This is a genomic window from Litoribacter ruber, from assembly GCF_018500185.1.
In the GTDB taxonomy this organism is placed as follows: domain Bacteria; phylum Bacteroidota; class Bacteroidia; order Cytophagales; family Cyclobacteriaceae; genus Litoribacter; species Litoribacter ruber.
Genome location: NZ_JAHBGI010000005.1, coordinates 226,597 through 252,539, shown reverse-complemented (window position 1 = coordinate 252,539; position 25,943 = coordinate 226,597). Strand labels below are relative to the sequence as shown.

Sequence of the window (25,943 nt, the reverse complement as noted above, 5' to 3'; positions counted from 1 at the left end):
GTACTCACAGCATCAGCGGTCGGTTTGTAGCCATTTTGCCCGGCTGAGGCAATCTGTCGTCTCTATTCTCGTCGCCCTCCCTCCGAGCTTCGCTCCTTAGATGGGGTGTGTTGGGATGACGATTGGTTCCGTAAAACCTTCCAGGTCTGGTGAAAATGATAGACATGGAAGGTTTTTTTCACGCACTACTAAACTGGGAAGTAAGAAATAATGAATGTCGAATGATGCTTGCCGTGGAGGGAATAAGGAAATAAAATCAGACTTTGCGCCCGTTGCGCCTTTCCTTTGCGCCGATGCGTAAAATGGACCGTGAAGAGGTATATCCAAAAATACCCCAAAAGGGGGATGCGTAAGGGGGATAGAATGGGTAAATTTATATCATGATAAAGGAGATAAAAGATATGCACAGCGTGTGGCAGTCGCTTATCAAGGATGATAGGCAAGTCACCACCCTTCCATCCATGAATTTTGATGAACTCATCAGCTCCATTTTTTCACTGGGTCCCTTTTATTTCTATATTCTGGACTTCTATGATATGTCCGTCTCCAATTTTAGCAACGGCTTTGAAGAAGCCCACGGTATTGATCCCAAGGATGTCAAGCACATCAACCAGGTGCTTGCCCTCACCCATCCCGATGACATGGAATTTGTGGTCAAGGCCGAGGATAGGGCTTCCAAGTTCATTTATGAGACCATTGGATCCGAACACATAAAATCCTATAAGGTGTCCTATAACTTCAGGTTCAAGACCAAAAAGGGCTCCTACGAAATGTTCAACCACCAGTCTTTGATTCTTTCGGTAGACGAAAAGGGGAATCTGGGCAAGTCGCTGAACATCCATACCAACATCCACCACCTTGGTCGCAAAAACAACTACAAGCTTTCCCTTCTTGGACTGGATGGGGCGCCCTCCTACATGAACCTTGACGTGCTGGGCGGTACTGATGAAAATGAATGCAGCAAAAGCTTCCTGCTGTTCTCCTCACGTGAGATGGAGGTAATCAAACTGGTGGCAGCAGGCCTGCAAAGCCTCCATATCGCCGACAAGCTCAACATCTCCCCCGAGACCGTCAAAAGCCACCGTAAGAATATTCTAAGTAAATCCGGATGTAAAAACTTTAAGGAGCTGGTATCGCAGGGGGTGAAAGAGGGATGGCTGTGAGTTGGGAAGTGCGAAGGGGGTGGGGGTACTAAGTACCAGGTTGTTTCGTCTTCCGTCTCCGGTCTTCCATCTTTTTATTTTACAATAAAGTTTTGTTAAATTGATCAAAATCTTTTTTATTGCAGGTAATCAATACTTTTTACCTAATGAAAAAAGGTTTGGATTTAATGCACAAGGTGTGGGAGAAGCAGCTAATAGACAAAAGAAGCCCCATTAACCTGCCAAATTTTGATCTGAAGGAGGTCTTCAGTCCCGTTTTTGCCTCAGGGCCCAATTATTATTACCTAGTGGATTTCTCTGATTTCAGCATTACCACCATGAGCCAGGGCTTTGAGGAAGCCCATAGGTTCAGCCCCGATTTCATTGAGAAGATTGACGATGTACTCGAACTCATCCATCCTGATGATGTGGAGTTTGTATCCAAGGCCGAGGACAAGGCTTTTAGACTGATCCGTGAGAAAATAGGGGTAGAGAAAATCAAATCCTATAAATTCAGCTACAACCTCCGCTTCAAAGTAGGCAATGGAGGATACGAGATGTTTAACCACCAGTCCTTGGTCTTGTCAACGGATGAAAACCACAATTTTATCAATGCCATAAACATCCATACCAACATCAACCATCTGGTGTGTGAAAACAGCAAGACGCTCTCCGTTTTGGGCATTCAGGGGGAGCCCTCCTTTATCAATTTGCCGGTGGATGACCGTACAGATCTACCCACACTGTTTGATAAAAACCTCTTCAGCAAAAGAGAAAAGGAAATCATTGAACTCATAGCCGAGGGCCATGACAGCACCGGAATAGCTGAGAAACTGTTCATCTCCCGGGAAACGGTCAAATCGCATAGGAAGAATATTCTGAAGAAATCCGAATGCAAGAATTTCAATGCCTTTTTGCTCAAGGGGCATGTGGAGGGGTGGATTTAATGGGGGAAGGTGTACTAAGCACCAAGTACCAGGTACCAAGTACTCCCGGCATCAGCAGTCGGTTTGTAGCCATTTTGCCCGGCTGAGGCAATCTGTCGTCTCTATTCTCGTAGCCCTCCCTCGAGCTTCGCTCTTCGGATGGGGTGTGTGGGGATGAGGGTTTTATCGTGCATATACACTTCATTCATCATTCATCATTCATCATTTGATTTCGTGACTGTCCTGATATTTTACTTCGTCTTGCAGTCTTCCCAGGTCTAACGGGGCGTAGCTGTCTCTTTTCTCGGAGTAGGTCTCGTTGAGGACTCTTATGTAGCTGTCCAGTTCATTGGCCGTGGCGGTAACGTGCTGACAGATGGCTTTGACTGTCTCGTCCTGTATGCTGTCCTTGTCCACCATGGTGGTGAGGCCCATAAGGTTGGCTACCGGCTTCCTTAAGACATGCGAGATGTCAAAAATGATTTTTTCCAAGGTGGCCACGTAGGCCTTCTTCTCGGAGATGTCCTGAAAAGTGCCGTACCACACCACGTTGCCGTTTTCCAGACGCTCCGGTTTGGCATATACCCAGTGCCAGGTTTCCCGGTCCTGGTAGTGGGAGGCGGTGATGCGGTATTCCATGTCCATCATGGTTAGTTCTTGGAAGGATTTGATTATTCCTGCCTGCAGCATGGGCACATCGTCCAAGTGAACGACTTCAAAAGCCTTCATGGCATCTTTATGCAGGTCTTCGATATCCAGGTCCGGGTGAATTACAGTTATACCCTTGCTGATGAAGGGAAACCACATTTTGCCTTCGGGAGCCATCTCCAACTGAAAGATGATCCCCGGAAAAGTATCTGTTAGTTGAAGGATCTGGGCGTTGATCCTTTTGAGTTTCTCGTATTGGTGCTTGATGGTACGTTTGTATTCGATAAACCTCATGGCTTTTTTAGCCAGGATCTTCAAACCTTCAATTTGCTTTTTGCTTAGGATCCTTTCCATTTTATCTATCACACAAAGGGCCCCTATGCCGTGACCGTCCTCTGTACGCAAGGGCACTCCCGCATAAAACCGGATATGGGGATCGCTGGTTACCAGTTTATTTTCCCGGAAATTCATGTGATTGAGGGGATTATGCACTATGTAGACCTCCTCACCGCTGTCAATGGCGTGTCTGCAAAAAGACTGTTCAATAGGAGTGGAGACCAGGTCGGTTCCCACTTTGCTCTTAAACCACTGTTCGTCTTTGTCTACCAATGAAATAAGCGATACGGGCGTGTCGCAAATCAAAGATGCCAGTTGTGTGATTTCGTCCAGTTCCTGCTCGGGGGGTGTGTTGAGCAATCTAAATTTCTGTAAGGCCTCTATTCTCGCCTTCTCCCTACTTGTCATCTTGTAAGCTTTACTTTTCTGGCCTTAAATAGCGAAAACATTTTTAGTTATGCAAGTTTTTCGTCATTCGTTCACTTCGTGCCTCGTACTTACAGCGGGGTACTAAGTACAACCAGGTACCAAGTACTCCCAGCATCACAGCAGTCGGTTTGTAGCCATTTTGCCCGGCTGAGGCAATCTGTCGTTTCTATTCTCGTCGCCCCCCCCCTCCGAGCTTCGCTCTTCGGATGGGGTGTGTTGCCGGCGGGCAAGCATTATTCCTCATTCATCATTCTTCATTTGTTTTTTCTGTGTCCCTTTTGCTTCCAAGAAAAGCTCAGCTATACCAAAAAAGAAAAGCAGCAGGATCCCCGCTGCCATTCCCAAACTATAACAACCTTATGCAAATCCATCTTTGCATTTCGGAGGCAAAGTTAGGGAGCGAAGGGCAACTGTTATAAGAATTTTATATGAGTGGGGAAGGGCTGATTTTCAATGGCTTGTGCTTGGCGCTTATATTTATTATGCCTTCTCTGTAGATAAATTCAATTATTTATTAACCTTTTTGTGATAAAATAGTATATAATTGTAATTTTTAGATTAAAAAATGGATGATATGAATAGTCAATACGGTAACATTAGGAGAAAACTGGAGCAGCTGGAGGAGCAATTGGAGCTGGGGCAAGTGGATGGTCTGGAGGAAAGAGTAGAGGCAGTGTTGGTGAAACTTAAGAGACTGGGGGGTAAACTGAATGATTTGAGTTCCATGGAATATTTTGGCTTGAGATCGAGGATTCAGGACCTGTTGGATGAAGCAAAGTCTGACGGCGGTTCCCTTTTGGACCGGATGTATCCTTTCGGGGAAGAGGAAGATTTCGATGGAGAGCCTATGGCAGTTGGTTTTTAGTGCCGCTAAACAAACTTTTAAGCCCTTTTCAGGGTGAAGTAGAAATTGCTGCCGTTACCGTATTTGGAGTCCACTTGGATCTTGCCGGAATGGATTTCCATGACGCGGCGGCAGATGGCCAGACCTATGCCGCTGCCTTCGATGTTGTCGCTGGCGATGCGGACGAGGAAATCAAAGATTTTCTTCTGATGCTTCTTTTCGATGCCACGGCCATTGTCAATGACGCATATTTTGACCGCCTCACCCATGGGCTCGGCAATGATGTGGATCACAGGCACGGCATTGGATCTGAATGTCAGGCTATTGTGAATAAGGTGGAATAATAACAACTGCAATTGTTTTTTGCACCCAGTTACAAGGGGCATTCTGCCTAGGCGGAAAGTAGCGTCACTGTAATTGGGGTTCTTTTTAAAATCCTCCACTATTTTTCTGCTTATTTCATTCAGGTTGACTTTGGAAAAGGTGGGGTGGGGATCCAAGTGGAAATAATCGGAAAGATCTCCCATAGTTCGGGTAGCCGAGTAGCTTATGTTTCTTAATGCATGAAAAATATGTCGGCCCTCATGGAGGATCAAGGCCTTTTCATGCAGGACGTCAATGTTGTATTCCAATTGTTTGACCTTAGTGTTTACGCCCAAAGCCTCATGAAACAGGGCTTTCTCGTAATCTGATACCATACTTTTGCATCGATCGTAATATTCCTGAATCTTGTCATGCTCTTTTTGTAAATAATTTTTTGAGGCGTTGGATTCAGTATGGTTTTGCAGGGTAAGGATATATTGGGGTGGGCGGTCTTCGTCTTCCTGACGGATCATCCGGCCATGGATCAGGCATTCCAGTTTGATGTCATTTACCGTCAAGTCCACAAATATCTTCTGAATGCTGCCCAAGGAATCCAACAGGGGGAAGTATTGCTTTTTAAGAAAAGAGGCAGTGTGCGGGTTGGCCATCTCATCGATGGGTCTTCCTTCCAGTTCGGATTTGTTAAGTCCCGTCCATTCTGCAAATGTATCGTTGAGTGAGGTTATCCTCCTGTTTTGGTCGAGGAGAATATACCCGCAGGGGGCCATTTCGTATAGCAATTTGTAGTCTAGGGAATTATCCTGAGTTGCCATAAAAATTCCATTTTAGGTGGTCAATTTTACCTCTAGCTATCATCATGCCATTACTTTGTGAGAAGGGTATATCGGAGAAAGTAGCAGTGGGTTAGGTGGGGTTCTGTTAAACTATCTCAAATTATCCGGAAATAATGTGGAATATTTTTGTCATAAATAAAATAAATTTAACTTTGGGCATAATTTATTGGCTTATAACGTGCAAGCGTGTAGACATCGATTTTTATGACAGATGTATTAAAAAGGAATAATGTAAAAAGGTTTGGCCAGGGTCAGCAGGCCATAGTATTTTCGCATGGTTACGGCTGTGATCAAAACATGTGGAGGTTTGTGGCTCCGGCCTTTGAAAATGATTATCAAGTGGTCCTGTTTGATCATGTGGGGTCTGGACAGTCCGATCAATCCCAATATGACTATCAGAAATATGGTTCATTGGAAGGGTATGCCGAAGATGTGATAGATCTTCTGGAAGAGTTGCAGCTTAAGGAGGTCATTTTTGTGGCCCATTCGGTAAGTTCCATGATCGGTGCCTTGGCAGCTGCCGAGAGGCCCGATTTGTTTGAGAAACTAATCATGATAGGGCCCTCTCCTTGTTACATTAATGACGAGGCGTATTTTGGGGGTTTTTCCAAGAGTGATATTGATGAGCTGGTGCAGACCCTGGAAAACAATTACATGGGCTGGTCAAGCTTTATCACACCGGTGATTGTGGGCAACCCTGAGCAACCGCAGCTTTCGGAAGAACTCAATAGCAGCTTTTGCAGTATGGACCCAGATATAGCCAAGCATTTTGCTAGGGTGACTTTCTTGGGTGACAATAGGGAGGATTTAAAAAATGTACTGGTGCCCACATTGGTGGTGCAAACCCATCCAGATGCAATTGCGCCCCTGGAAGTGGGGCGTTATGTTGAAAAGAATCTTCCGAAAGGGGAATTGATTCAGTTAGATGCTTCGGGACACTGCCCGCACCTGACGGCACCGGAGCTTACAATTGAAGCGATCAAAAATTACCTGGGTTGAATAATAATGCTAAAATAGAGGATATGGTTAATTTTTTCCAAAATGCACCTTGTGGGCTGCTTACCATTTGGACAGATGGAAGAATAATTGAAGCCAATCAAACGCTGTTGAACTGGCTAGGGTATGACCGTTCAGATGTAGTGTCGGTCAAAAGTTTTCAGGATTTTCTCAACATAGGGGGAAGAATGTTTTTTGAAACGCATCTGCTGCCTCTTTTGCAAATGAAAGGGGAAGTAGCTGAAATCAATATGGAGTTGAAAGGTAATGGCTCCAAGACCCTTCCATCTCTTCTGAATTTAAAAAAAATGATGTCTCAGGAATTGGCTTCACCGGTTTTTTGCATTTCGGTTACCAATGTTAAGCAGAGGATCCTGTACGAACAGGAGCTGCTTTCTGCCAAGAAAAAAGCAGAAATAGAGGCGAAAAAACTAGGGGAACTAAATAAAGAGCTGGACAGATTTGCCAATTCCGCTTCAGAAACTCTCCTAAATCCAGTCAGTGCAATTACGGATATGTTGTCTATTCTGAAAATTAAAAACCTACTGAAGCCCAACATGCAGGCTGATGAGATTTTTTCGGTAATGAAAGACAATTCTGACCGGATGAGGCAAATGCTGCTAGATTTTAAGGAATATTTATCTATAATTGATAAAGGTCCAAATTCCGAGACCGTCGATCTGAATGAAGTATTCGACCTGGCTTTAAAAGAGGCGACTGGAAAAAATCAAAGTAAAATCTCTTTATTCAAAGATGACCTCCCAAAAGTCAATGGAGTAAAATCCCAGCTTCAAATCCTATTCAAACATTTGATCTCCAATGCTGTCATATACCGTTCTTTTGCCGTTCCAGTGATTTCAGTTTCCTTTGAAGAGAAAGGCGATTATTATGTCATTAAGATCAAGGACAACGGGATGGGGATCGAACAGGAAGATTACCTTGTGATATTTGATTTTATGCACCGGCTGCATGCTTATAAGGATATTCCAGGAACCGGCATAGGTCTGGCTACCAGTAAAAGGATAGTCGATAATCACGTTGGCAAAATCTGGGTCAACTCAGCAGTGGGCAATGGCAGTACCTTTTGTTTTACTTTGCCGAAAGGTTAGAGGGGTTTAGGGGTTATTCATATGTTCCAGCTGGTATGATTTTTGCTTCAGAATTTAGTTGTGTACGCCTAGCCCAATCCTGGTTCACACTACTACTGTCCTAAAATGTTGAGGGATAGTTTTTTAAACTTAAACAAAAGTCTAGAGAGGTTTTTTTGATTAGTTGAACTTTTTAAATAAAAAATGATTTTTAAACAGGTTTGTGGGTGGAAATCCTTAAAATTTACGGCTATAATTGGCTGTTTTCCATAAAATTTAGAGTGCTTTAACAAAATGTAATTATATTTGAGCACTCAAAACCTTGCACAAGTATGAATTTCATAAAGAATCTGTCAATTAAGACCAAGTTGATGCTGATTGCCATGATCCCGATCTTGGCGCTTTTTTATTTTTTGGTGATTCATTTGCAGACACAGTTCCAAACCAGGGCCAACATTCAGCAGGTTCAGGAAGATGTGTTGAGGACAGCCAAAATGTCGGACCTGATTCATGAGTTGCAGGCTGAGCGGCTTTATTCTCTGGAATATATACTTGGGGATAAAACCGTCATCGGACCCCGATTGGCTGCCGAACAGAGAAAGACAGATGCCTCTCTTGAGGTTTTTCTACAAGAAGTAAGCTTGACTGAAGAGGAAAGAGCAGGGGAGGCTGAATTCCACAAAATAATGGCTGGCTTGAGGGCTTATGTGCAATCTCCTGGGGCTGAACTTGATTCGGTACAGGCCCAGTTTGCCTTTATCAACAAGGCTTTGGTTGATGTGGCTCATGAAACCGTGCTGACTACCCAAAACTCGGAGGTAAGAAGGTTGCTAAATGGTCACATCAGCTTGATGTATGCCAAGGAATTTTTTGCGCAGGCTAGAAATGAGCTGAACCAAAATATTAGAAGGGGAGGCTTCAATGGGCCGGATTACAGTAACTATTCAGCCGCGGTTGGAAAGTATGAAGTCAAACTGGAGAGTTTTATGCGGGCCAGTTCGCCGGATGTAATAGGTTATTACAATACCCAGGCTGAAGTAAATCCACAAATTAACAACACTATTGACTTGCTCAAAGCTGCTACTGCGGATTATTCTCTCCAAGATTTCGATATGTCTGCCCAGGAATGGATGCAAAACGCAACCGGGTACCTCAATTTGTTGAAAGGGGTTGAGGACCGTTCCAGTGCGGCTATTCGAAACTTAGCCCAATCCCAACTGGATGCGGTAAATACCACTATTTATACATCTTTTGCCATAGTTCTCATATTTTTGGCCCTTATAGCATTTTTTGTAAACTATATAATTAACAATCTTACCTCCGCATTTCAGCGGATACAGGCTGCGGCCAACAGGATCGCGGAGGGTGACTTGGAGCTTAAACTTGACATTGATTCCAAGGATGAAATAGGAAGTCTCAGCCAGTCATTTAATGAGATGGTAAATGTGACCAGGGACTACGTGTACTCGGCTGAAAATATTGGAAAGGGCAATTATGACATCCAAATCCCCGTAAGAAGCGAGAAGGACAAGCTGGGAATTGCCTTGAATAGCATGAAGGATGACCTCAAGCACCTCTCTTTGGATAATGAAAATCGAACTTGGCTGCTTACCGGTAATTCTGAATTGAATAATTCCATCAGGGGGGACAGGGACCTGCGTGAGCTTGCCCAGAATATCATCAGCTTCCTGGCTGAATACCTGGAGGCCCAGATCGGCGCCATCTACCTCAATGAAAACGGGGCGCTTCACCTCTATGGAAGCTATGCCTTCAACAACCGTAAAGGCAATACCAATGTAATCGAATTTGGAGAGGGACTGGTAGGCCAGGCGGCCTTGGAGGAAAAAACGATTGTTTTCTCCAACATTCCTAAGGATTATCTTCCTATCACATCCGGTTTGGGTACTAAAGAACCTAATCATATAATAGTTTTCCCGTTTATCTATAATGGAGAACTTAAAGGGGTGGTCGAATTGGGTACTGCCGATGAATTTACTGATCTGGAAAGAGAGTTACTGGAATTGATGGGTGAGAACATCGCCATCGCCTTCCATACCAACCAGTCTAGAACCCAGACCAAAGAACTTCTAGAAGAAACCCAGCGACAAGCCGAAGAGCTTGAAGCCCAGCAGGAGGAACTCCGCCAAACCAATGAGGAGCTCCATACCAAGACTTCCATGCTTGAGCAGTCTGAGGTTGAGCTTAGAGCCCAGCAGATTGAGCTCCAGCAGACCAACGAGGAACTTGAAGAAAAAGCCACCTTACTGACTGATCAAAAGGGTAGACTGGAGAAAGCTAAGATTGAGCTGGAGACCAAAGCCAAGGAGCTTGAAATGAACAGCAAGTACAAGTCTGAGTTCCTGGCCAACATGTCGCATGAATTGAGAACCCCGCTGAACAGTATCCTGATTTTGGCTGAACTTCTTGCCGACAACCGTGCCAAGACGCTGTCAGACAAAGATGTGGAGTTTGCCAAAAACATCCACAGCTCTGGAAATGACCTGTTGAACTTAATTAATGAGATACTGGATCTTTCTAAAGTGGAATCCGGTAAAATTGAACTGGAAGCAGAACAGGTGGAGCTGGATGAACTGATTAAGAAAATTTACAAACAATTTAGAGAGCTTTCTGTCAAGAAGAATATAGAGTTTGCTGTCAATTACGAGGATGATGATGTGAAGCAACCTATTGTTACGGATAAGTTGAGGCTGGAGCAGATCCTCCGCAACTTGCTTTCCAACGCCTTCAAATTTACCCCTTCGGAAGGACAGGTGACTTTTGATGTTGAAATCGTGAGGTCAAATGGAAACTTCGGCAGCAAGAAGCTGAATCAGGATCCAAAAGTCCTGGTGTTTAGAGTGACGGATACCGGAATCGGGATTCCAAAAGATAAGCAGGGAGTGATATTTGAAGCCTTCCAGCAGGTGGATGGCTCTACCAAGCGGGAGTTTGGGGGCACTGGCCTGGGATTATCCATCAGCCGAGAAATCGCTACCAAATTGGGTGGGGAAATCCAACTGGAAAGTGAAGAAGGAAAGGGCAGTGTTTTCACCCTGTACCTACCGTTGGATAGTGGATTTATCATCGAAGATTATACTTCCCCGGTAGAGGATCTGGATGATTTACTCGAAGAGGCCAGTATCCAGAAGCCAGTGGAAGACCCCACTGCCGGAGTGGTGGTGGAGATTGAGGATGATAGGCACAAGATCAAGGCTACGGATAAGATTGTCTTGATCGTGGAGGATGACCTGTCGTTTGCCAATGTGTTGCTCAAATTTGTAAGGGAGAAAGGCTATAAGGGTATCATCGCCCACCAAGGAGATGTTGGGTTGAGTCTTGCACGACACTACCAGCCGGATGCCATGTTGCTGGATGTGAAACTTCCGGTGATGGATGGTACGGAGGTGCTGAGAAAGATGAAGACCGATCCGCATTTGCGCCATATTCCTGTCCAGGTAATTTCTGGCTATGACAAGCGTAAGGAAGGGTTTGAATTGGGGGCATTTGACTTCCTTCAGAAGCCTCTTTCACAGAAAGATCTGACCGCATCATTTGGAAGAGTAGAGGAGTTTATAAAGAAAAAGCTCAAGAAACTTTTGATCATAGAAGATAACGTGCAGCACAATAATGCCATTCAGGAATTGATTGGAAATGGGGATGTGCGTTCCTTCCCTGCCTTCAGTGGCAGAGAGGCTGAAGATATGCTCAACAGTGACAATTTTGACTGTATTATCCTAGATCTTGGATTGCCGGATATGACGGGCATCGAGCTGATGGAACGCATCAAGGCCAATGAAAAAATCAGAAAAACACCAATCATAGTCTATACCGCCAAGGACCTAAGCAAAGAAGAAGCCTTGAAACTTAATGTGCTGGCTGATACTGTCGTATTGAAAACCGTGGATAGCCATGACCGCCTGTTGGATGAAACCAGCTTGTTCCTGCATAGGGTAGAGTCCAAACTGCCGGCAGAGAAGCAGCAGATCATCCGTAAGCTGCATAGGACCGATGAGGTACTTAAAGGCAAGAAAATCCTTATTGTGGATGATGATAGCCGTAACATTTTCTCGCTTACCAATGCTCTGGAAGCGGAGGGTCTGGTGTGCATCACAGCGGAGAATGGTAAGGTAGCCGTAGATACCATCCAAAAAGAATCCGAGATAGACCTGGTGTTGATGGATGTGATGATGCCTGAAATGGATGGCTATGAAGCTACCCAGACCATCAGGAAAATGTCGCAGTTTGACCACATTCCAATTATAGCCCTTACGGCAAAAGCCATGAAAGGTGATCGTGAAAAGTGCCTAGCATCTGGAATGTCTGATTATGTATCCAAGCCAGTGAATATCAATCAATTGATCTCTTTACTGAGAGTTTGGATGTATAAATAATAAACAACTGATATTATATCCTGTTTTAGAAATGTGCGTAGTATTACAAATCTGTGCATGATCTTTGAAACTAAATGAACACCTGAAAGACATCCTTTCAGGTGTTTTTATATAAAACCTTTAAACTGCTGCATTATTCACTCATTTATTGAAAATGAAATCGAGATCCACCGCCTCTTCGAGGATCTCAATTCCGCATACGGCTTCGACTTTACGGAGTATGCGAAGAGTTCTGCTATGCGGAGGGTTATGTATTTTATGGAAATCCATAAGATCCCCACTATTTCTGATTTGACCAGGATATTGCTCCGCAATGAGCATGTGTTTGCCAGCTTTGTCCAAGAGTTTACCGTCAACGTCACCGAGATGTTCCGTGATCCGGAATTTTATCAGGCCTTGCGGCAAACGGTAGTTAAAAAGCTATCGAGCTACCCTGTTATCAAGATTTGGATTGCAGGCTGCTCCACGGGGGAGGAGGCCTATTCCACGGCAATCTTACTCGAAGAGGAGGGGCTGCTGAACAGGTCCATCATTTATGCAACGGATCTGAATCCAAGGGTGGTGTTTTTGGCTAAAAAAGGGGTGTACAGTCAAGAGCTCATGGAGCTTTATGGCAAAAATTACAATGAGGCAGGTGGGAAAAAATCACTATCGGATTACTATACGGCGGATTACGGTTCAGTTATATTCGACAGCAGGCTGAAAAAACACATGGTGTTCTCTGTCCATAATCTTGCTGCCGACACTTCTTTCAATGAATTTCAGCTCATCCTATGCCGCAATGTGTTGATCTATTTCAACCAAAGCTTACAAAATAGGGTGTTTAACCTTTTTCATGACAGTCTCTGTACTTTTGGCTACCTAGGTCTGGGAAGCAAGGAATCCATGCTTTTCTCCGACAAACGCCATGATTTTGTGGAAGTGGATAGAAATAGGAAGATTTTCAAGAGGAAGTATTAATTTATTGTACTAGGTACTAAGTACAAGTACTAGGTGTCAGATACCAAGAAATCCAGATGGCGCTCAAGATTCAGTTTTTCAACTGTAGCTTTACCAAGGCGCAGCCTTTCAACGAATGAACCCGATGTTATTTTGCGCAGCTAAAAAACGAGGAGCCGTACCCCTTCGCCGCGAATACTTTGTACTTGGTACCTAGTACTTAGTACCCCCCCCCTTCCACCAATCCTCAAAGCACTATATCCTATTATTCTTCACAAAAGCCCTCAAAACCGTCAAAGCCGGATGCTGTTCTTTTTCCCCTAGAAAATTATAAAAATCCACATCTCCGGTCGACTTAAACCCCGTCAACTCCCTTGCTTCATCAGGGGAAATTGAATGGTAGCCCATTGACCAGTCTGGGAAAAGCCGTTCTTCCAGATCCCCTTCCTTCAATCGGATAATACCCCTATGCCTGGGGTCCTGACCGATAGTTTTGTACAAGGGCATCACCTTCTCTTTTTCTCCTTCCAAAATCTGGATTATGCTCCCATCCATGTAAATGAGCAGCCCTGTAATTCCCTTTTTCTGGTTGTTTTCCCTGCTCTTCACCAGAATCTCTTGCAGCTGCTCCTCGGTTAATTTATGGACGGATGAACTCAAATAGACGATATAGTGCATTTGGTTGTAGGTATGGGTCATTTGATTGCGTAAAGTTTAAAAGTTTTAGTTGAAAAAGCAAATGGCTAGGGCACCACGAATTCACGGCGAAGGCCATTGGCTGCGTCAATGATTGGATTACTGTTAAACTTATCCGCAAAGCAGGGACCTGCCTTTGTCGGCAGACAGGCTCTGTGCAACTCAGTGCTAAACTCTGTGTCCCTTTTCTTTCCGAGAACTTGTCCTGTCTTCGGTCTTCCGTCTTCCGTCTCCTCCCAAAAACTGGTACACTTTTTATGCTTAATTAATTGCATCCTCATTTTGGTATGCCTAATTTTGTAACATGCAAATGAAAGATCCAAAAACGGTTACGGTCTTCTTGACCAGATTGCTGGCAGTGTTCCTGCTGGTACTTTCTTTTGCTGACCATGAGGATAGGATTTTTATAGGCAAGGATTATCAATCCGCAGCCGTGGAAGCGCTGGAGTTTGATGACATCGACTTTCCTACCTCCGTATCCAGAAGTGATTCCCAACCCTATTCCAAAGTAGAAAGGGCTGTAATCCTTCCCTTGGCCTTGATTTTTAACCTGGAAATAACTAAGGAAATCCCCAAGGTCTCCTTCCCCATACAGTATATAGGTATTCATTTGCCACTACAGGTCCTTCTGGACCGCATTGCCTGCCCCAACGCGCCCTAAGTGCCCTATTGTTTTCTTAACTAACTGACCATATCCTATGGTGGTCTAACTTGTACTGCTTTGTTGGCAGTATGGCGTTCGCGCATATGTTATCCTAATCTATTTATTCTATTATTATGCAATTCTTAAGCATTCTTAAGGCTGAGACGGCTGTCTTGTTGCCTGTTAGAACAGTTATGACCCTGTTTGTTTTTGTCGGACTGGCCCTTGGTGCCAGCTCCTGTAACCAGGGCCACAGTAAAAACGACGAAAAAAATAAAATACCCCAAATTCCGGTCTTGGAGCTTCATCCCCAGTCCATTGAGATTCCCCAAACCTATATCTGTGAAATACAGGCTGTACAGTTTGTGGAAGTAAGGGCCAAAGTGGAAGGCTTTGTGGATAAAATCTACGTGGATGAAGGTGAGTTTGTCAAGAAAGGCAAACCCTTGTTTCAGCTCACCTCCATGGAATTCAATGAGATGGTCAACGGTGCCAACGCACGGCTTATGCAGGCCCGGGCAGAGGCCAAAGCCGCCAGCCTGGAAGTGGAAAGGCTAAAGGTGCTCGTGGAAAAGGATATCATCACCGCGTCGGAACTGGAACTGGCAAAGTCCAAGCGGGCTGTGGCTGAATCTGCTATTGCAGAAGCTGAATCTACCCTCAACAATGCCCAAACCGGGCTTTCCTATACTACGATAAGGGCGCCATTTGATGGCATTGTCGATAGGATCCCCTTCAAAATCGGAAGCTTGGTGACTGCCGGCGATCTGCTGACCAATATCACAGACATCTCCGAGGTGTTTGCTTACTATAAGATCAATGAAAATGAATACCTCAATTACATGCGGAAAAAGATCCAGCAGGAAGGTGAAGATAACGTCATTGAAGACCTGTCCCTGATCCTATCCGACGGTACCACCTATGCGCATAAAGGGCAACTGGAAACGATGGAGGCCGATTTTGAAAGAGGCACGGGCTCCATTGCTTTTAGGGTGCGATTTCCCAATCCCAATAGTCTGCTCAAACACGGGGCAAGCGGCAAGATTGAAATGACCAACCAGCTCGATGATGTATATCTTATTCCCCAGAAGTCCACTTTCGAGATACAGGATTTCAGCTATGTCTATGTGGTAAATGCTGATAACGAAGTAAAGGTCCGAAGCTTTAAGCCTATCAAAAGACATGATGTGTTTTATGCCGCATCAGGTTTCGAACCGGGCGATAAGATTGTATTTGAAGGCATACAGCAGGTAAAGGACGGGGTGAAAATCCAGCCCCAACAAGTGGAATCTCAGGAAGTCTATGGAGAATTGAATAGTCAGCTAGGGGAGGGGCAAGGTTGAGATGTTAGAATTGTTTATCAAAAGGCCCATACTATCGACCGTAATTTCGGTCTTTATTACGCTACTGGGAATTTTGGCGCTGACTTCACTGCCCATTACCCAGTTTCCCGATATCGTACCCCCTTCGGTCACCGTGACGGCCCGATATACTGGGGCCAATGCTGAAGTACTTTCCAAGGCTGTGGCCACCCCGCTGGAAAGGGCTATCAACGGTGTGCCGGGGATGACTTATATGTCTTCGGTAAATACCAATGACGGAGTCACCGTAGTGACGGTGGTTTTTGATGTGGGTACCGATCCCGATCAGGCTGCCGTAAACGTTCAAAACCGGGTTGCCACAGTAGTGGATGAGCTACCTGAGGAGGTGATCCGTGCCGGGGTGCAGACAGAGAAGGAAGTAAACAGTATGCTGCTTTACCTCAATCTGTATAGCTCGGATACTTTGCAGGACGAGCGCTTCGTCTATAACTTTGCCGATATCAATATCCTTCCTGAACTCAAAAGGATTGATGGGGTAGGCTTTGCCGAAATCATGGGGGCAAGGGATTATTCCATGCGTATATGGCTCCATCCGAGCAGGCTGGTATCCTATGGGTTATCTCCCCAAGACATCACAGAAGCCATCCGCAGGCAGAATGTGGAAGCCGCACCGGGTAAATCCGGTATCAGCTCTGACCAGTCTCCCCAAATGCTTCAGTACGTATTGAAGTATACGGGGAAATTCAACCGGGAAGAAGATTATGAAAATATCACCTTAAAAGCATTGCCGGACGGCTCCTTGTTGAAAATCAAGGATGTGGCGGAAGTGGAATTTGGTTCCCAAGATTATAACATGGTATCGATGACGGATGGCCGGCCTTCTGCCTCCATCATGATCAAGCAGCGCCCAGGTTCCAATGCCCGTGAGGTGATTGCCAATATCAAAGACAAAATGGCCGAATTGCAGGACAGCAGCTTTCCGCCATCCATGGAGTTTAACGTGAGTTATGACGTTTCCAGGTTTTTGGATGCCTCCATTTCCAAGGTGTTGATCACTTTGCTGGAAGCTTTTCTGCTGGTTTCTTTGGTCGTGTTTATTTTCCTGCAGGACTTCAGGTCTACCCTGATTCCGGCGATAGCCGTGCCTGTTTCTTTGGTGGGAACGCTCTTTTTCATGCAGCTATTCGGGTTCTCCATCAATCTTTTGACTCTCTTTGCGCTGGTCCTAGCCATTGGGATAGTGGTGGATAATGCCATTGTGGTGGTAGAAGCCGTGCACGTGAAGATGCATGAGGAAAAAATGAATGCCTATCAGGCCACCTTGGCGGCCATGAAGGAAATCGGGGGAGCTATCGTGGCTATCACCTTGGTGATGTCAGCGGTGTTTGTGCCGGTCGGTTTCCTATCTGGACCGGTGGGAATATTTTACCGACAGTTTTCGCTCACCTTGGCCATTGCCATTGTGATTTCCGGGGTAAATGCGCTGACCCTTTCACCAGCTCTATGTAGCATCATGCTCAAACCCCCACACCATGAGGGGAAAAAAAGCTGGCTGCAGAGGTTTTTCGACAAGTTTAATGAGAAGTACGAACAGTTAGCTGGGAAATATTCAAAGGTGCTTTCCAAAATCGTGGGAAGAAGAACGGTTACATTTGGAGCTCTCGGGCTGTTTTTGGTTGCCACTTTTGGGATGGCCAGTGTAGTGCCGAGCGGCTTTATCCCTACAGAGGATCAGGGGATGATCTATGTCAATGTCACCACACCTCCCGGGGCCACAGTGGAAAGAACCAAAACGATCCTTGATGACGTTCAGGCGGCATTGCTACCCCTTGAGGAGGTAGAAACCATCTCGACCTTGGCTGGCTACAGCTTGCTTACCGAAACGGCCGGTGCCTCCTATGGCATGGGCATGATCAACTTGGTGAGCTGGTCTGACAGAGCGGAAGGAGTTGAAGAGCTCATTCGGGAATATCAGGAAAGGACCACCCACATCACTGGTGCGGAAATCCAATTCTTTTCTCCGCCCACTGTTCCTGGTTTTGGAAATGCCTCCGGATTTGAACTGCGCCTGCAGGATAAAACGGGGGGAAGTCTGGACCAGACTTCCCGCACCACCCAGGAGTTTTTGACTGCCCTGAATGAGCGGGAAGAACTAAATGAGGTCTTTACCAATTTCGACCCCAGCTTTCCACAATACGTACTTCATGTGGACCATGACAAGGCCGCCCGCTTGGGTGTGTCCATAGATGGGGCCATGGAGACGCTGCAAAGCCTGGTGGGGAGTTTTTATGCCTCCAATTTCATCCGCTTTGGTATGATGTACAAGGTGATGATCCAGGCGGCCCCACAGTACCGGGCCAATCCTGAGGCTATTTTGGAAATGTTTGCCAAAAGCGACAACGGCAACATGGTGCCTTACTCCAGCTTCATTAGCATGGAACGGGTGTATGGTCCCGAGCAACTCACCCGCTACAACATGTTTACTTCCGCCATGATCAATGGGGATGCGGCTCCCGGATTCAGTTCGGGCGATGCTATCAAGGCCGTGGAAGAAACGGCCTTGGATATCTTGCCGAGGGGTTATGATATAGATTGGTCGGGGATGACCAGAGAGCAGATCGAGTCGGGCAATCAAGCTATTTATATATTCTTGATTTGTCTGTTGTTTGTTTACCTGCTTTTGGCAGCACAATATGAGAGTTACCTGTTGCCTCTTCCCGTAATCCTTTCCCTTCCGGCCGGTGTCTTTGGGTCCTTCCTTTTCCTCAAACTCACTGGCTTGGAAAACAACATCTATGCACAGGTTTCCCTGATCATGCTTATCGGCCTATTGGGGAAAAATGCAATCCTCATCATTGAGATAGCCATTCAGAACCGGGCGAAAGGAATGGGCATCATAGAATCAGCCATGAAAGGCGGTGTGGAAAGGCTGAGGCCGATTCTGATGACTTCATTTGCCTTTATATGCGGACTTATTCCCCTAACCATTGCAACAGGAGCCGGGGCCATAGGTAACCGGACCATAGGTACTGCTGCAGCGGGGGGGATGTTGATAGGCACCCTGGTGGGGATATTTATCATCCCTGGATTATACGTGGTTTTTGAAACCCTTTCCAGCAAGTTTAAGAAGCCTAAAACTGAAAATGTATTGAATTAATCATGAGATATTTATTGATAATCATATCGGCTTTCTTTTTCCTACAAGCCTGCAAGGTGCCTCAAAAGGCCGTGGGTGATATCCAGTTGGATGTCCCCGAGGCTTATCAGGTGGAAGGAGAAGGAATTGAAACAATTGCCGTGGCCCCTTGGCAGTCCTTTTTTGAGGATGATCACCTAAAGGCGCTTATAGACACGGCTTTGGTCTATAACCAGGATTTGAGGAAAACACTCGAAAACATCCGAATAAGCCAGGCCAGGCTTAAGGCCGCAAGACTAGGCAGGTTGCCTGAAGTAAATGCCATGGCGGGAGCTAGTGTGCGCAGGTTTGGCGACTACACCATGGATGGAATAGGAAATACGGATACCAATTTTTCCGAATTTCTTCCCGCCGACAAACGCCTTCCTTCTCCTTATCCAGACTTTATCATAGGAGCTGAGTTCGGGTGGGAGCTGGATATTTGGGGCCGTCTTTCAGGTCAGAAAAGAGCTGCTGCTGCCAGATACATGGCCTCCGAGGAGATGCTGCGCAATGTCCAAACTTGGCTGGTGGCCGAAGTGGCCCATCAATACTATGAAATGCTGGGTTTGGATGAGGAGATTGCCGTTTTGGAGAAAAATATTGAGTTGCAGGAATTGGCATTTGAACTCTCCAAGGATTTGAAAAATTCAGGTAAGGAAAACCAACTCGCCGTGGACCAATTTGAGGCCCAGATGCTCAATTCCAAATCTTTGCTTATTCACAAGAAAAGGGAATTGAGAACAGTGGAGCTGAATATCAGTGAGCTATCGGGGAAATACCCGGAGCAAATAGAAAGGGTAGGGTTGGATCCTGCTTTTGCCAAGCCTAGGGCTATTTCCTTGGGCCTGCCAGCAGATCTGCTCAGACTTAGACCTGATGTGAGAAGGGCAGAACAAGAACTGGCCGCCAGCCAGGCCGATGTCAACGTAGCCCGTGCAGACTTCTTTCCCTCTCTTCAGCTCTTTGGAATGGCTGGTTTTAATGCATTTGATTTCAGCAAGCTGTTTTTGAATCCAGCCTCCTCGGTGTATCAGCTTGGCGCCGGTCTGTCCGCACCGATTTTCAATCGCAGGCGTATCAGATCCGCCTACGAAGAGGCCACGGCCTCCCAAAAACTCGCCTGGCTGGATTATGAACAAACGGTCCTGAAAAGTTATTTGGAAGTGCTTGATATGGTGAATGTGTATTCCACTTTGGAGGAACAATTAACTGTCAAGAAACAGGAAGTAAACGTACAGAAGCGGTCTGTAGAAAACTCCAATACCATGTTTTCAGTGGGCTATGCCAATTACCTGGAGGTGATCAATAGCCAAAGCAGGGCACTGAATGCTGAATTGGAATACATTGAGCTGAAGCGGGAGCAATTGCAGGCAATTGCTTCGATGTACCGCTCTTTAGGGGGCGGGTGGAATTGATCCATTTTTTTTAATTGCAGTTAGCTGTCGGCCTTCGGGTCGGCAGCTTTTAACCACTCTCATACACTTTAGAAATCATGTTAGAAATCATAAAACAGCGTATTATAACCACTCACCCCATCACAGGGGATTCCGTGGAATTTGTCAGTACCACCAGTGAAAATGACGGTACTTGCAATATCATGCATGTGCGGTTAAACCCTACTTTCAAGGTGCCCAGCCAATATCATAAAAAGACCATCCACGTATTTAAATGCCTGGAGGGTGCTTTGTGTATCCGGTTAAAAGGAGGTGAATTGGAGATGTTGCCAGCTGGAAGGTCCTTTACAATTTTGCCATTGACTCCTTACGCACTTTTGAATCCAGGATTAAATCCTGTCAAATTTGAGCATAAGATAATTCCTGGAAGAAGGGGATTTGAGGATGCTTTGATGATTTTTCATGGTATGCTGAAGAAAAAGGAGCTGGTAAGTTTTGGGACAAGAAGTTTCCTAAACTTCATCTCAGATACGTACACGGTTTCATTTACCGAAAAAATGCTCCATCCCTTAAGAAGATACTTGGCTTCAAAAGCTTTAAGAGATGGAGCGTATAAGAACTTGTTGGAGAAATATGGACGTGCCAATGGACTAGTTTTCAATCACGATACTCCCCGAGGCAATGCTTCCCCGGATGGTATGCCGGGCGTTGTTGTCTACCCGGAGGGTACGTGAGCGGGAATTGCCGATGGTCACCGAACCGCTGGCTGCCGAAATGTCAAAGTTGAAATCCTGAAGGTTGCTTGGAGTCTGGATCTTTATGGAGCCCGAACTGCCCTCCAAGTAGGTAGCTACTCCCAAACCGGAGTTTTCAGCTTTGGCACTTCCTGAAGTCAGATTAATAGTGCCGATCTCGTGCACATCAGTCATATTTATCCTTCCGGAGGTAATCGAGGCATCCACTATGCCACCTACATTAGTGGCCTGAAGGCTGCCTGAAACAGATTTGTAACTAACATCCCTGCCAATACCATTAAGTTCTACCTTTCCAGAGGTGGTTTCGCAGAAAAGGCTGCCACCGATATTATTGGCTTTTATGGTGCCAGAAGTGCCTTCTAAGTAAACATCACCATCTACATTATTCAGCTCAATACTTCCGGAAACAAAACCAATGTGCGTTTCAAAACTATCAGTATCTTCAACCCTGATTTTGCTCGCCACAGTATTGATGAAAAGCTGTATGTCGCTGGGACCGGTAAGGTTGATATGGCCACGGCTGTTGTCATTTTGGTTTCTCCGTCTTTTGGGGGGTTGGTAGGAGATTTTCAAAGTGTTGCCTACTGTTACGAAAACAAGGTCCTGGCCTCTGTCTTCCTCTGCCTCCAGCCGTGCTTCCATTTCAACAGTTGGGGAGTCCGCGCCTTTATAAACCACATCCAACACACCGGCTTCGATTTCTATCATGCTGATGCCTTCATATGATTTTTGCACGTCTACCAAAGTCTGCCTTTGGGCAAAAGTGCTGAAAGCCATTAGGAGGCCTATAAGAGTTATAAATAATGATTTCATGGGAAAGAAGTTGAATAAGAAATAATGTAATTTAAAGAATGATACCAAAGCTCATGGCATTTACCTCCGGCCCTCGATTGGACTGGAAGACGTGGTTGAGGTCATAGTTGAAGAAGAAGTCCAGCCAGCTGACGCCTAATTCACCCCTAATACCGTAGCGGAGGTTTTCCAGATACATATCGCTGCGGTCAAAATCTTTGTTTCGGCCATTGTCTTGGTAGACAAACTTGCCCCTGCCTCCCAGGCGGTAACCCGCATGAGGGCCGGCACCTATCCTGAAACCGTTGTGTCCGGTACTGATCTTTGGAATCAGCGCCAGGGTTAGGTAGGAAGCAGCAATTTTGGACTTGATTCCACCCGCTCTTTCCAAAAATTCCACACTTTCAGCCCCTTTGATGGCCTGGATGTTGTCATCGGCAAATTTGAAGTTGTGGAAATGCACTCCAGCGAGCCCCTTCACATAGAAGTTGTTGCTGACTTTCATCTGTCTCACGGCATTCAAACCTACCATCCAACTGCCCCACACTCTCACATCGGGTGCTGCAGATTCTCCATTCCAAATTCCCTTTCCAAGGTCGATGGTAAAATAGGAGCGGGAGATGAGGTTTTGGCCATCTTTGTAAATGGCCTCACTGCTGTGCTCATAGGAGAAATCCACATTGGTCCTATTGCGGTTTTGGGATTGGTCTTCATAAGTTTTGGTGTGGAATCTCATGTTCCCTTTTAGCATGGGAACCTTCGATTCATTTTCTTCGACCAAAACCTCTTTGTTCTCCTGTGCCTGAGCCAAAAAGGGTAGCTGCAAGCAAAGGAAGGCTAATATGACTAAATTGACTTTTTTCATGACTAAAAATGCTTCGTTGATTTAAAATACCAATCCAAAGGAAATAGGATTCAAGCTTGGGCCCTGTCCTGGAAGGAAGAGTTCGTTGAGATCGTAGGTGGTGAAGAAGGTTACGCTTCTAAACCCAACCTCGCCTCTGACACCATAGCGAAGGTTGTTGAGGTACGAACCAGCGCTTTCTTTTTCTCTTCTGCGACCTGAAGTCGGCAGGTCTCTATAGACGTACTTGCTTCTGCCGCCTAATCTGTACCCCGCATAAGGTCCGGCCGCGACTCTCAAACCGTTTCTGCCTGCATCGTTCATTTTGCCAAAATCCAATCTGAAGAGGGTTTGGGCGGTGAGGTAAGAGGCAGAAACCTTGCTTTTGAAACCTGCTACATCGTCTCTTAGGACCCAGGCAACATTTCCATCTTGGTTGAGAGCCTGGAATCGGGTGTCTTCAAATTTGAAATTGTACCACTGCACACCCAGTCCGAAGTCCCAATAGGCGCCTTTGGCCACTCTCTGGCTGGCCATCCAGTTGAGGCCTACATTCCAGCTTCCCCAGCCTTTCACGGAGTAAGGGGATGCACCGCTTGGGAAATTGCCGTCTTCCAAATAGTTGTTGATACCTAGGTCAAAGTTGAAATAAGTCCTGAATCCCGGGTCTACTTTTTTAGGCTTTCGGTCTTTGGATTCCACCCTTACATGGGTTTTGTCCCCGCCTTCATCCACGATCACACGGAACCTACCTACCGAAACCTCCGTTTCCTGGGCATCTTCTCTTACGGTCACGATTTCCTTGCCTTTAAGCTCCACTACGTGTAACTTGCCCGTTTTCTCATCCATTTCAAGATTGAGTTCTCGGATAATCTGATTGACATCCAGGGTTTTGAGACGCTCAAAATCTGCCTGATTGTCTACCAGAATCACAATCTTGCCGGATCTGCCAAAGTCAACTATGACGCTGTCCTGCTTCGTCTGGTTCCCTTGGTCCTGACCAAAGGCCATTTGTATCAAGGCCAATAATAAAATGGCTAAAAGGTACTTTTTCATCTGTTTAAAATTGAGAGTTCTAATTAACCGCCAAGGACGCTAAGCTTCGCAAAGAATGGGATGTAATCAACTCTGTGCGCCTTCTGAGTCCTCTGATCTTCCCGATCCGCTTCGCGCCATGGGGAAAGTTCTGTGGTTTTTTTTAATTAATTTCTTTGCGTTTTTTTAATTCTTTGCGGTTAGCTTATTGAATTAATTTTTGTTTTTCCTTGAGGTAATCGTTGCGAAGAGACTGTTTTTTGCATCCTGCAGGTCTGCAAAACCCTGATCTACTTTATTGAATATATTTCCTACTTTTTCAATCTTGTTTTCGAGCTCGTCGATAATGGTCTCTTTTTCCTCTTCCTTGCTCAACCCGCTCGAAACTATCCTTACTCGCACCACATCTGCATCAGCCAATAAAAGTGACTGGTCTTCCAGCGCTGGTATTTCCAATTCCGGGATTTGGATTTCCTCAATCTTGATCGCTGCCACTGGCTGTCGGATTTCTTCGGTTGTCCTTTTTTCCACTTGGACTGGTGGAGCTTGCCGTGGTGCCACTGGCTTGGTCACTTCCTCGGCCGGTTCACTCACGGGAGCTTTTGGCGTTTCGGTTGGAATGGTCTCCTCCACAATTTCATCCAAGGTTTCCGGTTCCACTTCTCCGGTTACTATCTCATTTTGCTCAGTGAACTGCTCTGCGACTGGATTGGTCAATTCCTCGGTGAGGTTCAGACTTGTCCAGATCAAGGCGACCATGGTGAAAATCAAAGCCATTGACGCGGCGATCCTCAACCAGGGGAAAGCGGCTTCTTGCTTGTTGCCAAGCTGTCTGTCCAGTTTTTCCCAAGCCAATCCGGAAGGCTTCACTTGATGGTTTTCCAGTTTTCTTCTGAAAAGCTCGTCTATATTTGGCTGTTGCTTATCCACTGATGCTCCTTTCTTTTAAGTTCTGGTCTGTTAGTTTCTGTTTCAATATTGCCCTGGCTCTGCTGAGTTGGGATTTGGAAGTGTTTTCCGAAATCCCCAACAGATCTGCGATTTCTGGGTGACTGTACCCTTCGATTGCATACAGGTTGAAGACCGTCCGGTAGCCTACCGAGAGCTCCCCGATCATGGCCAGCAGGTCTGCTGTTTCCATATCGGTAAACTCATAAGGCGTCAGGTTTGCCACCGATTCGCTTTCCTGGTTTACTTCCATTAGCAGGTTTCGTTGGTTTCTCAGGGTGAGCAGGGCATTGGTTACGATTATCCTTTTCATCCATCCTTCAAAACTTCCTTTTCCTTCAAATTGGGCAAGCTTGTCAAAGATCTTCATAAACCCCTCAATCATGATATCCTCGGCCAGGTCACGGTCCTTCACATAGCGGATGGCGATGGCCAAAAACTTGCCCGAATAGGCGTCATAAAGTACCCGCTGGGCTTTTCTATCGCCCCGGAGACAACCCTTGATGATGTCGGCCTCTTCGGTAAAAGTCTTTCGGAATAACATTATTATTGGTTTTCAAATAAGTAGATACAAGTTAGGCAAAAAGGGTTGCACGGGAGAGGGAAAATATTTAATAAATTTTAACGGAAGGGGTAAAATTGGGTACAAAGTACTAGGTACTAGGTACAAAGTATTTCCGCATTAAAGGTTGGGTATTTGCCAATTTACTGTTGTGGAGCCATCGGACGTCCATGTTTACGATGCCCTCCTTCAGAGCTTCGCTCTTCAGATGGGGTGTGGTATTGATGAATTTCGAATAATGAATGACTTCGGTCAATCCATATCCCTAAAAAACTCTTCCAGGTCCAGCTCAAATCCTTGTAGGACGGTGGAACTGACTACATCGCCCGGGCAATATAGTTTGGAGGGGATATACTTGCCGTGGTATAAGGTGTAAATCAACAGAGTTTGGCCGATTGGCTGGAGAACCCAGTATTCCTTGACGCCGCTCTCCAGATAGACTTCATATTTGTTTTTCAGCTCTTTTTTGTTGTTGCTTGGGGAAAGGACCTCTACGATCAGGTCAGGCGCACCGATACAGCCGGCGTCGTCAAGTTTGGACTTATCGCAGACCACGGAAAGGTCAGGTTGTACCACAGTGAAAATATCCTCGTTTTTCTTTGATTTAGTCGGTAAGCGAACATCAAATGGAGCAGGATAAACTTCACATGGTTTCCCTTTTAGGAAAACGTTGATCGCGGTATTTAAATCCGAGATAACCTTTTGATGGATTCTGCTGGGTGCCGCAGTCCACTTGAAAACCTTACCCTTGATAATCTCCACCATCTCGTCCATTTCCCAGTTGAGGTAGTCGGCATAGGAATATTTTCCTCCATAAGAGAAGCTGGGTTCTTTGGCGATGTATTTTTCTTCTTTGGTTTTCATAATGAAGACTGCGG

The 25,943-nt window shown here is 45.6% G+C and carries 23 protein-coding genes; 12 read left to right on the top strand and 11 right to left on the bottom strand.

All coding sequences use genetic code 11. The features are described 5' to 3' along the window. Window positions 1-4: 4 nt before the first annotated feature. Window positions 5-166, bottom strand: coding sequence for a hypothetical protein (locus tag KIH41_RS09580; protein ID WP_214162252.1), 162 nt, complete (start codon window positions 164-166; stop codon window positions 5-7). Between the two features lie 214 nt (window positions 167-380). Here KIH41_RS09580 and KIH41_RS09575 point away from each other — a divergent pair, with 214 nt between their 5' ends. Both KIH41_RS09575 and KIH41_RS09570 read left to right on the top strand, forming a co-directional pair. Beyond that, window positions 381-1,163, top strand: coding sequence for a LuxR C-terminal-related transcriptional regulator (locus KIH41_RS09575; protein ID WP_246539043.1), 783 nt, complete (start codon window positions 381-383; stop codon window positions 1,161-1,163). A 146-nt stretch (window positions 1,164-1,309) separates the two neighbouring features. Then, window positions 1,310-2,089 (top strand): LuxR C-terminal-related transcriptional regulator, encoded by a 780-nt coding sequence (locus tag KIH41_RS09570; protein WP_214162251.1) that lies wholly within the window; start codon window positions 1,310-1,312, stop codon window positions 2,087-2,089. Window positions 2,090-2,290: 201 nt separating this feature from the next. Here KIH41_RS09570 and KIH41_RS09565 read toward each other — a convergent pair whose 3' ends face one another. Beyond that, a complete protein-coding gene (locus KIH41_RS09565) occupies window positions 2,291-3,460 on the bottom strand; it encodes a GAF domain-containing protein (protein ID WP_214162250.1) in 1,170 nt (389 codons plus the stop codon). A 595-nt stretch (window positions 3,461-4,055) separates the two neighbouring features. Between KIH41_RS09565 and KIH41_RS09560 the strand changes: the two genes are divergently transcribed. Beyond that, window positions 4,056-4,346, top strand: a complete 291-nt coding sequence (locus tag KIH41_RS09560) for a hypothetical protein (protein ID WP_214162249.1) — start codon at window positions 4,056-4,058, stop codon at window positions 4,344-4,346. A 17-nt stretch (window positions 4,347-4,363) separates the two neighbouring features. Here KIH41_RS09560 and KIH41_RS09555 read toward each other — a convergent pair whose 3' ends face one another. Beyond that, a complete protein-coding gene (locus tag KIH41_RS09555; RefSeq protein ID WP_214162248.1) occupies window positions 4,364-5,461 on the bottom strand; it encodes an ATP-binding protein in 1,098 nt (365 codons plus the stop codon). A gap of 225 nt (window positions 5,462-5,686) precedes the next feature. Here KIH41_RS09555 and KIH41_RS09550 point away from each other — a divergent pair, with 225 nt between their 5' ends. The 4 genes from KIH41_RS09550 to KIH41_RS09535 all read left to right on the top strand — a co-directional run bounded on the left by KIH41_RS09550 (window position 5,687) and on the right by KIH41_RS09535 (window position 12,917). Then, entirely contained in the window at window positions 5,687-6,481 is a 795-nt protein-coding gene (locus tag KIH41_RS09550) for an alpha/beta fold hydrolase (RefSeq protein ID WP_213944761.1), read from the top strand. Between the two features lie 23 nt (window positions 6,482-6,504). Next, a complete protein-coding gene (locus KIH41_RS09545; protein ID WP_214162247.1) occupies window positions 6,505-7,587 on the top strand; it encodes an ATP-binding protein in 1,083 nt (360 codons plus the stop codon). 311 nt (window positions 7,588-7,898) lie between these two features. Continuing rightward, window positions 7,899-11,957, top strand: a complete 4,059-nt coding sequence (locus KIH41_RS09540) for a response regulator (RefSeq protein ID WP_214162246.1) — start codon at window positions 7,899-7,901, stop codon at window positions 11,955-11,957. A gap of 111 nt (window positions 11,958-12,068) precedes the next feature. Then, the gene (locus KIH41_RS09535; RefSeq protein WP_317194937.1) at window positions 12,069-12,917 is read left to right on the top strand and encodes a CheR family methyltransferase; all 849 of its coding nucleotides are present in this window, start codon (window positions 12,069-12,071) and stop codon (window positions 12,915-12,917) included. Between the two features lie 234 nt (window positions 12,918-13,151). Here KIH41_RS09535 and KIH41_RS09530 read toward each other — a convergent pair whose 3' ends face one another. Then, window positions 13,152-13,595 (bottom strand): BLUF domain-containing protein, encoded by a 444-nt coding sequence (locus KIH41_RS09530; protein WP_214162245.1) that lies wholly within the window; start codon window positions 13,593-13,595, stop codon window positions 13,152-13,154. Between the two features lie 44 nt (window positions 13,596-13,639). Further along, complete coding sequence (locus KIH41_RS09525) at window positions 13,640-13,867, bottom strand: hypothetical protein (protein ID WP_214162244.1); 228 nt, start codon at window positions 13,865-13,867, stop codon at window positions 13,640-13,642. 35 nt (window positions 13,868-13,902) lie between these two features. On the opposite strand from KIH41_RS09525, the gene KIH41_RS09520 reads away from it, so the two are divergent. From KIH41_RS09520 to KIH41_RS09500, 5 genes are all read left to right on the top strand, one after another. Further along, the gene (locus KIH41_RS09520) at window positions 13,903-14,253 is read left to right on the top strand and encodes a hypothetical protein (protein ID WP_214162243.1); all 351 of its coding nucleotides are present in this window, start codon (window positions 13,903-13,905) and stop codon (window positions 14,251-14,253) included. Window positions 14,254-14,429: 176 nt separating this feature from the next. Continuing rightward, window positions 14,430-15,578 (top strand): efflux RND transporter periplasmic adaptor subunit, encoded by a 1,149-nt coding sequence (locus KIH41_RS09515; protein WP_214162328.1) that lies wholly within the window; start codon window positions 14,430-14,432, stop codon window positions 15,576-15,578. 1 nt (window position 15,579) lies between these two features. Further along, window positions 15,580-18,714 carry an efflux RND transporter permease subunit gene (locus tag KIH41_RS09510; protein WP_214162242.1) on the top strand — a complete coding sequence of 1,045 codons (3,135 nt, stop codon included), beginning with the start codon at window positions 15,580-15,582 and terminating at the stop codon, window positions 18,712-18,714. 2 nt (window positions 18,715-18,716) lie between these two features. Further along, complete coding sequence (locus tag KIH41_RS09505; RefSeq protein WP_214162241.1) at window positions 18,717-20,150, top strand: TolC family protein; 1,434 nt, start codon at window positions 18,717-18,719, stop codon at window positions 20,148-20,150. Between the two features lie 77 nt (window positions 20,151-20,227). After that, window positions 20,228-20,863, top strand: a complete 636-nt coding sequence (locus tag KIH41_RS09500; protein WP_214162240.1) for a cupin domain-containing protein — start codon at window positions 20,228-20,230, stop codon at window positions 20,861-20,863. Here KIH41_RS09500 and KIH41_RS09495 read toward each other — a convergent pair. The 6 genes from KIH41_RS09495 to KIH41_RS09470 form a co-directional block, all read right to left on the bottom strand. Beyond that, complete coding sequence (locus KIH41_RS09495) at window positions 20,780-21,697, bottom strand: DUF4097 family beta strand repeat-containing protein (RefSeq protein ID WP_214162239.1); 918 nt, start codon at window positions 21,695-21,697, stop codon at window positions 20,780-20,782. The genes KIH41_RS09500 and KIH41_RS09495 overlap by 84 nt on opposite strands. Window positions 21,698-21,728: 31 nt before the next feature. Next, complete coding sequence (locus KIH41_RS09490) at window positions 21,729-22,541, bottom strand: hypothetical protein (protein ID WP_214162238.1); 813 nt, start codon at window positions 22,539-22,541, stop codon at window positions 21,729-21,731. A 21-nt stretch (window positions 22,542-22,562) separates the two neighbouring features. Then, window positions 22,563-23,576, bottom strand: coding sequence for a hypothetical protein (locus KIH41_RS09485; RefSeq protein ID WP_214162237.1), 1,014 nt, complete (start codon window positions 23,574-23,576; stop codon window positions 22,563-22,565). Between the two features lie 192 nt (window positions 23,577-23,768). Beyond that, window positions 23,769-24,485, bottom strand: coding sequence for a hypothetical protein (locus KIH41_RS09480; RefSeq protein ID WP_214162236.1), 717 nt, complete (start codon window positions 24,483-24,485; stop codon window positions 23,769-23,771). After that, window positions 24,478-25,047 (bottom strand): RNA polymerase sigma factor, encoded by a 570-nt coding sequence (locus tag KIH41_RS09475; protein ID WP_213944774.1) that lies wholly within the window; start codon window positions 25,045-25,047, stop codon window positions 24,478-24,480. The genes KIH41_RS09480 and KIH41_RS09475 overlap by 8 nt, the downstream gene beginning before the upstream one ends. 270 nt (window positions 25,048-25,317) lie before the next feature. After that, window positions 25,318-25,929 (bottom strand): Uma2 family endonuclease, encoded by a 612-nt coding sequence (locus KIH41_RS09470; RefSeq protein WP_214162235.1) that lies wholly within the window; start codon window positions 25,927-25,929, stop codon window positions 25,318-25,320. Window positions 25,930-25,943: the final 14 nt, after the last annotated feature.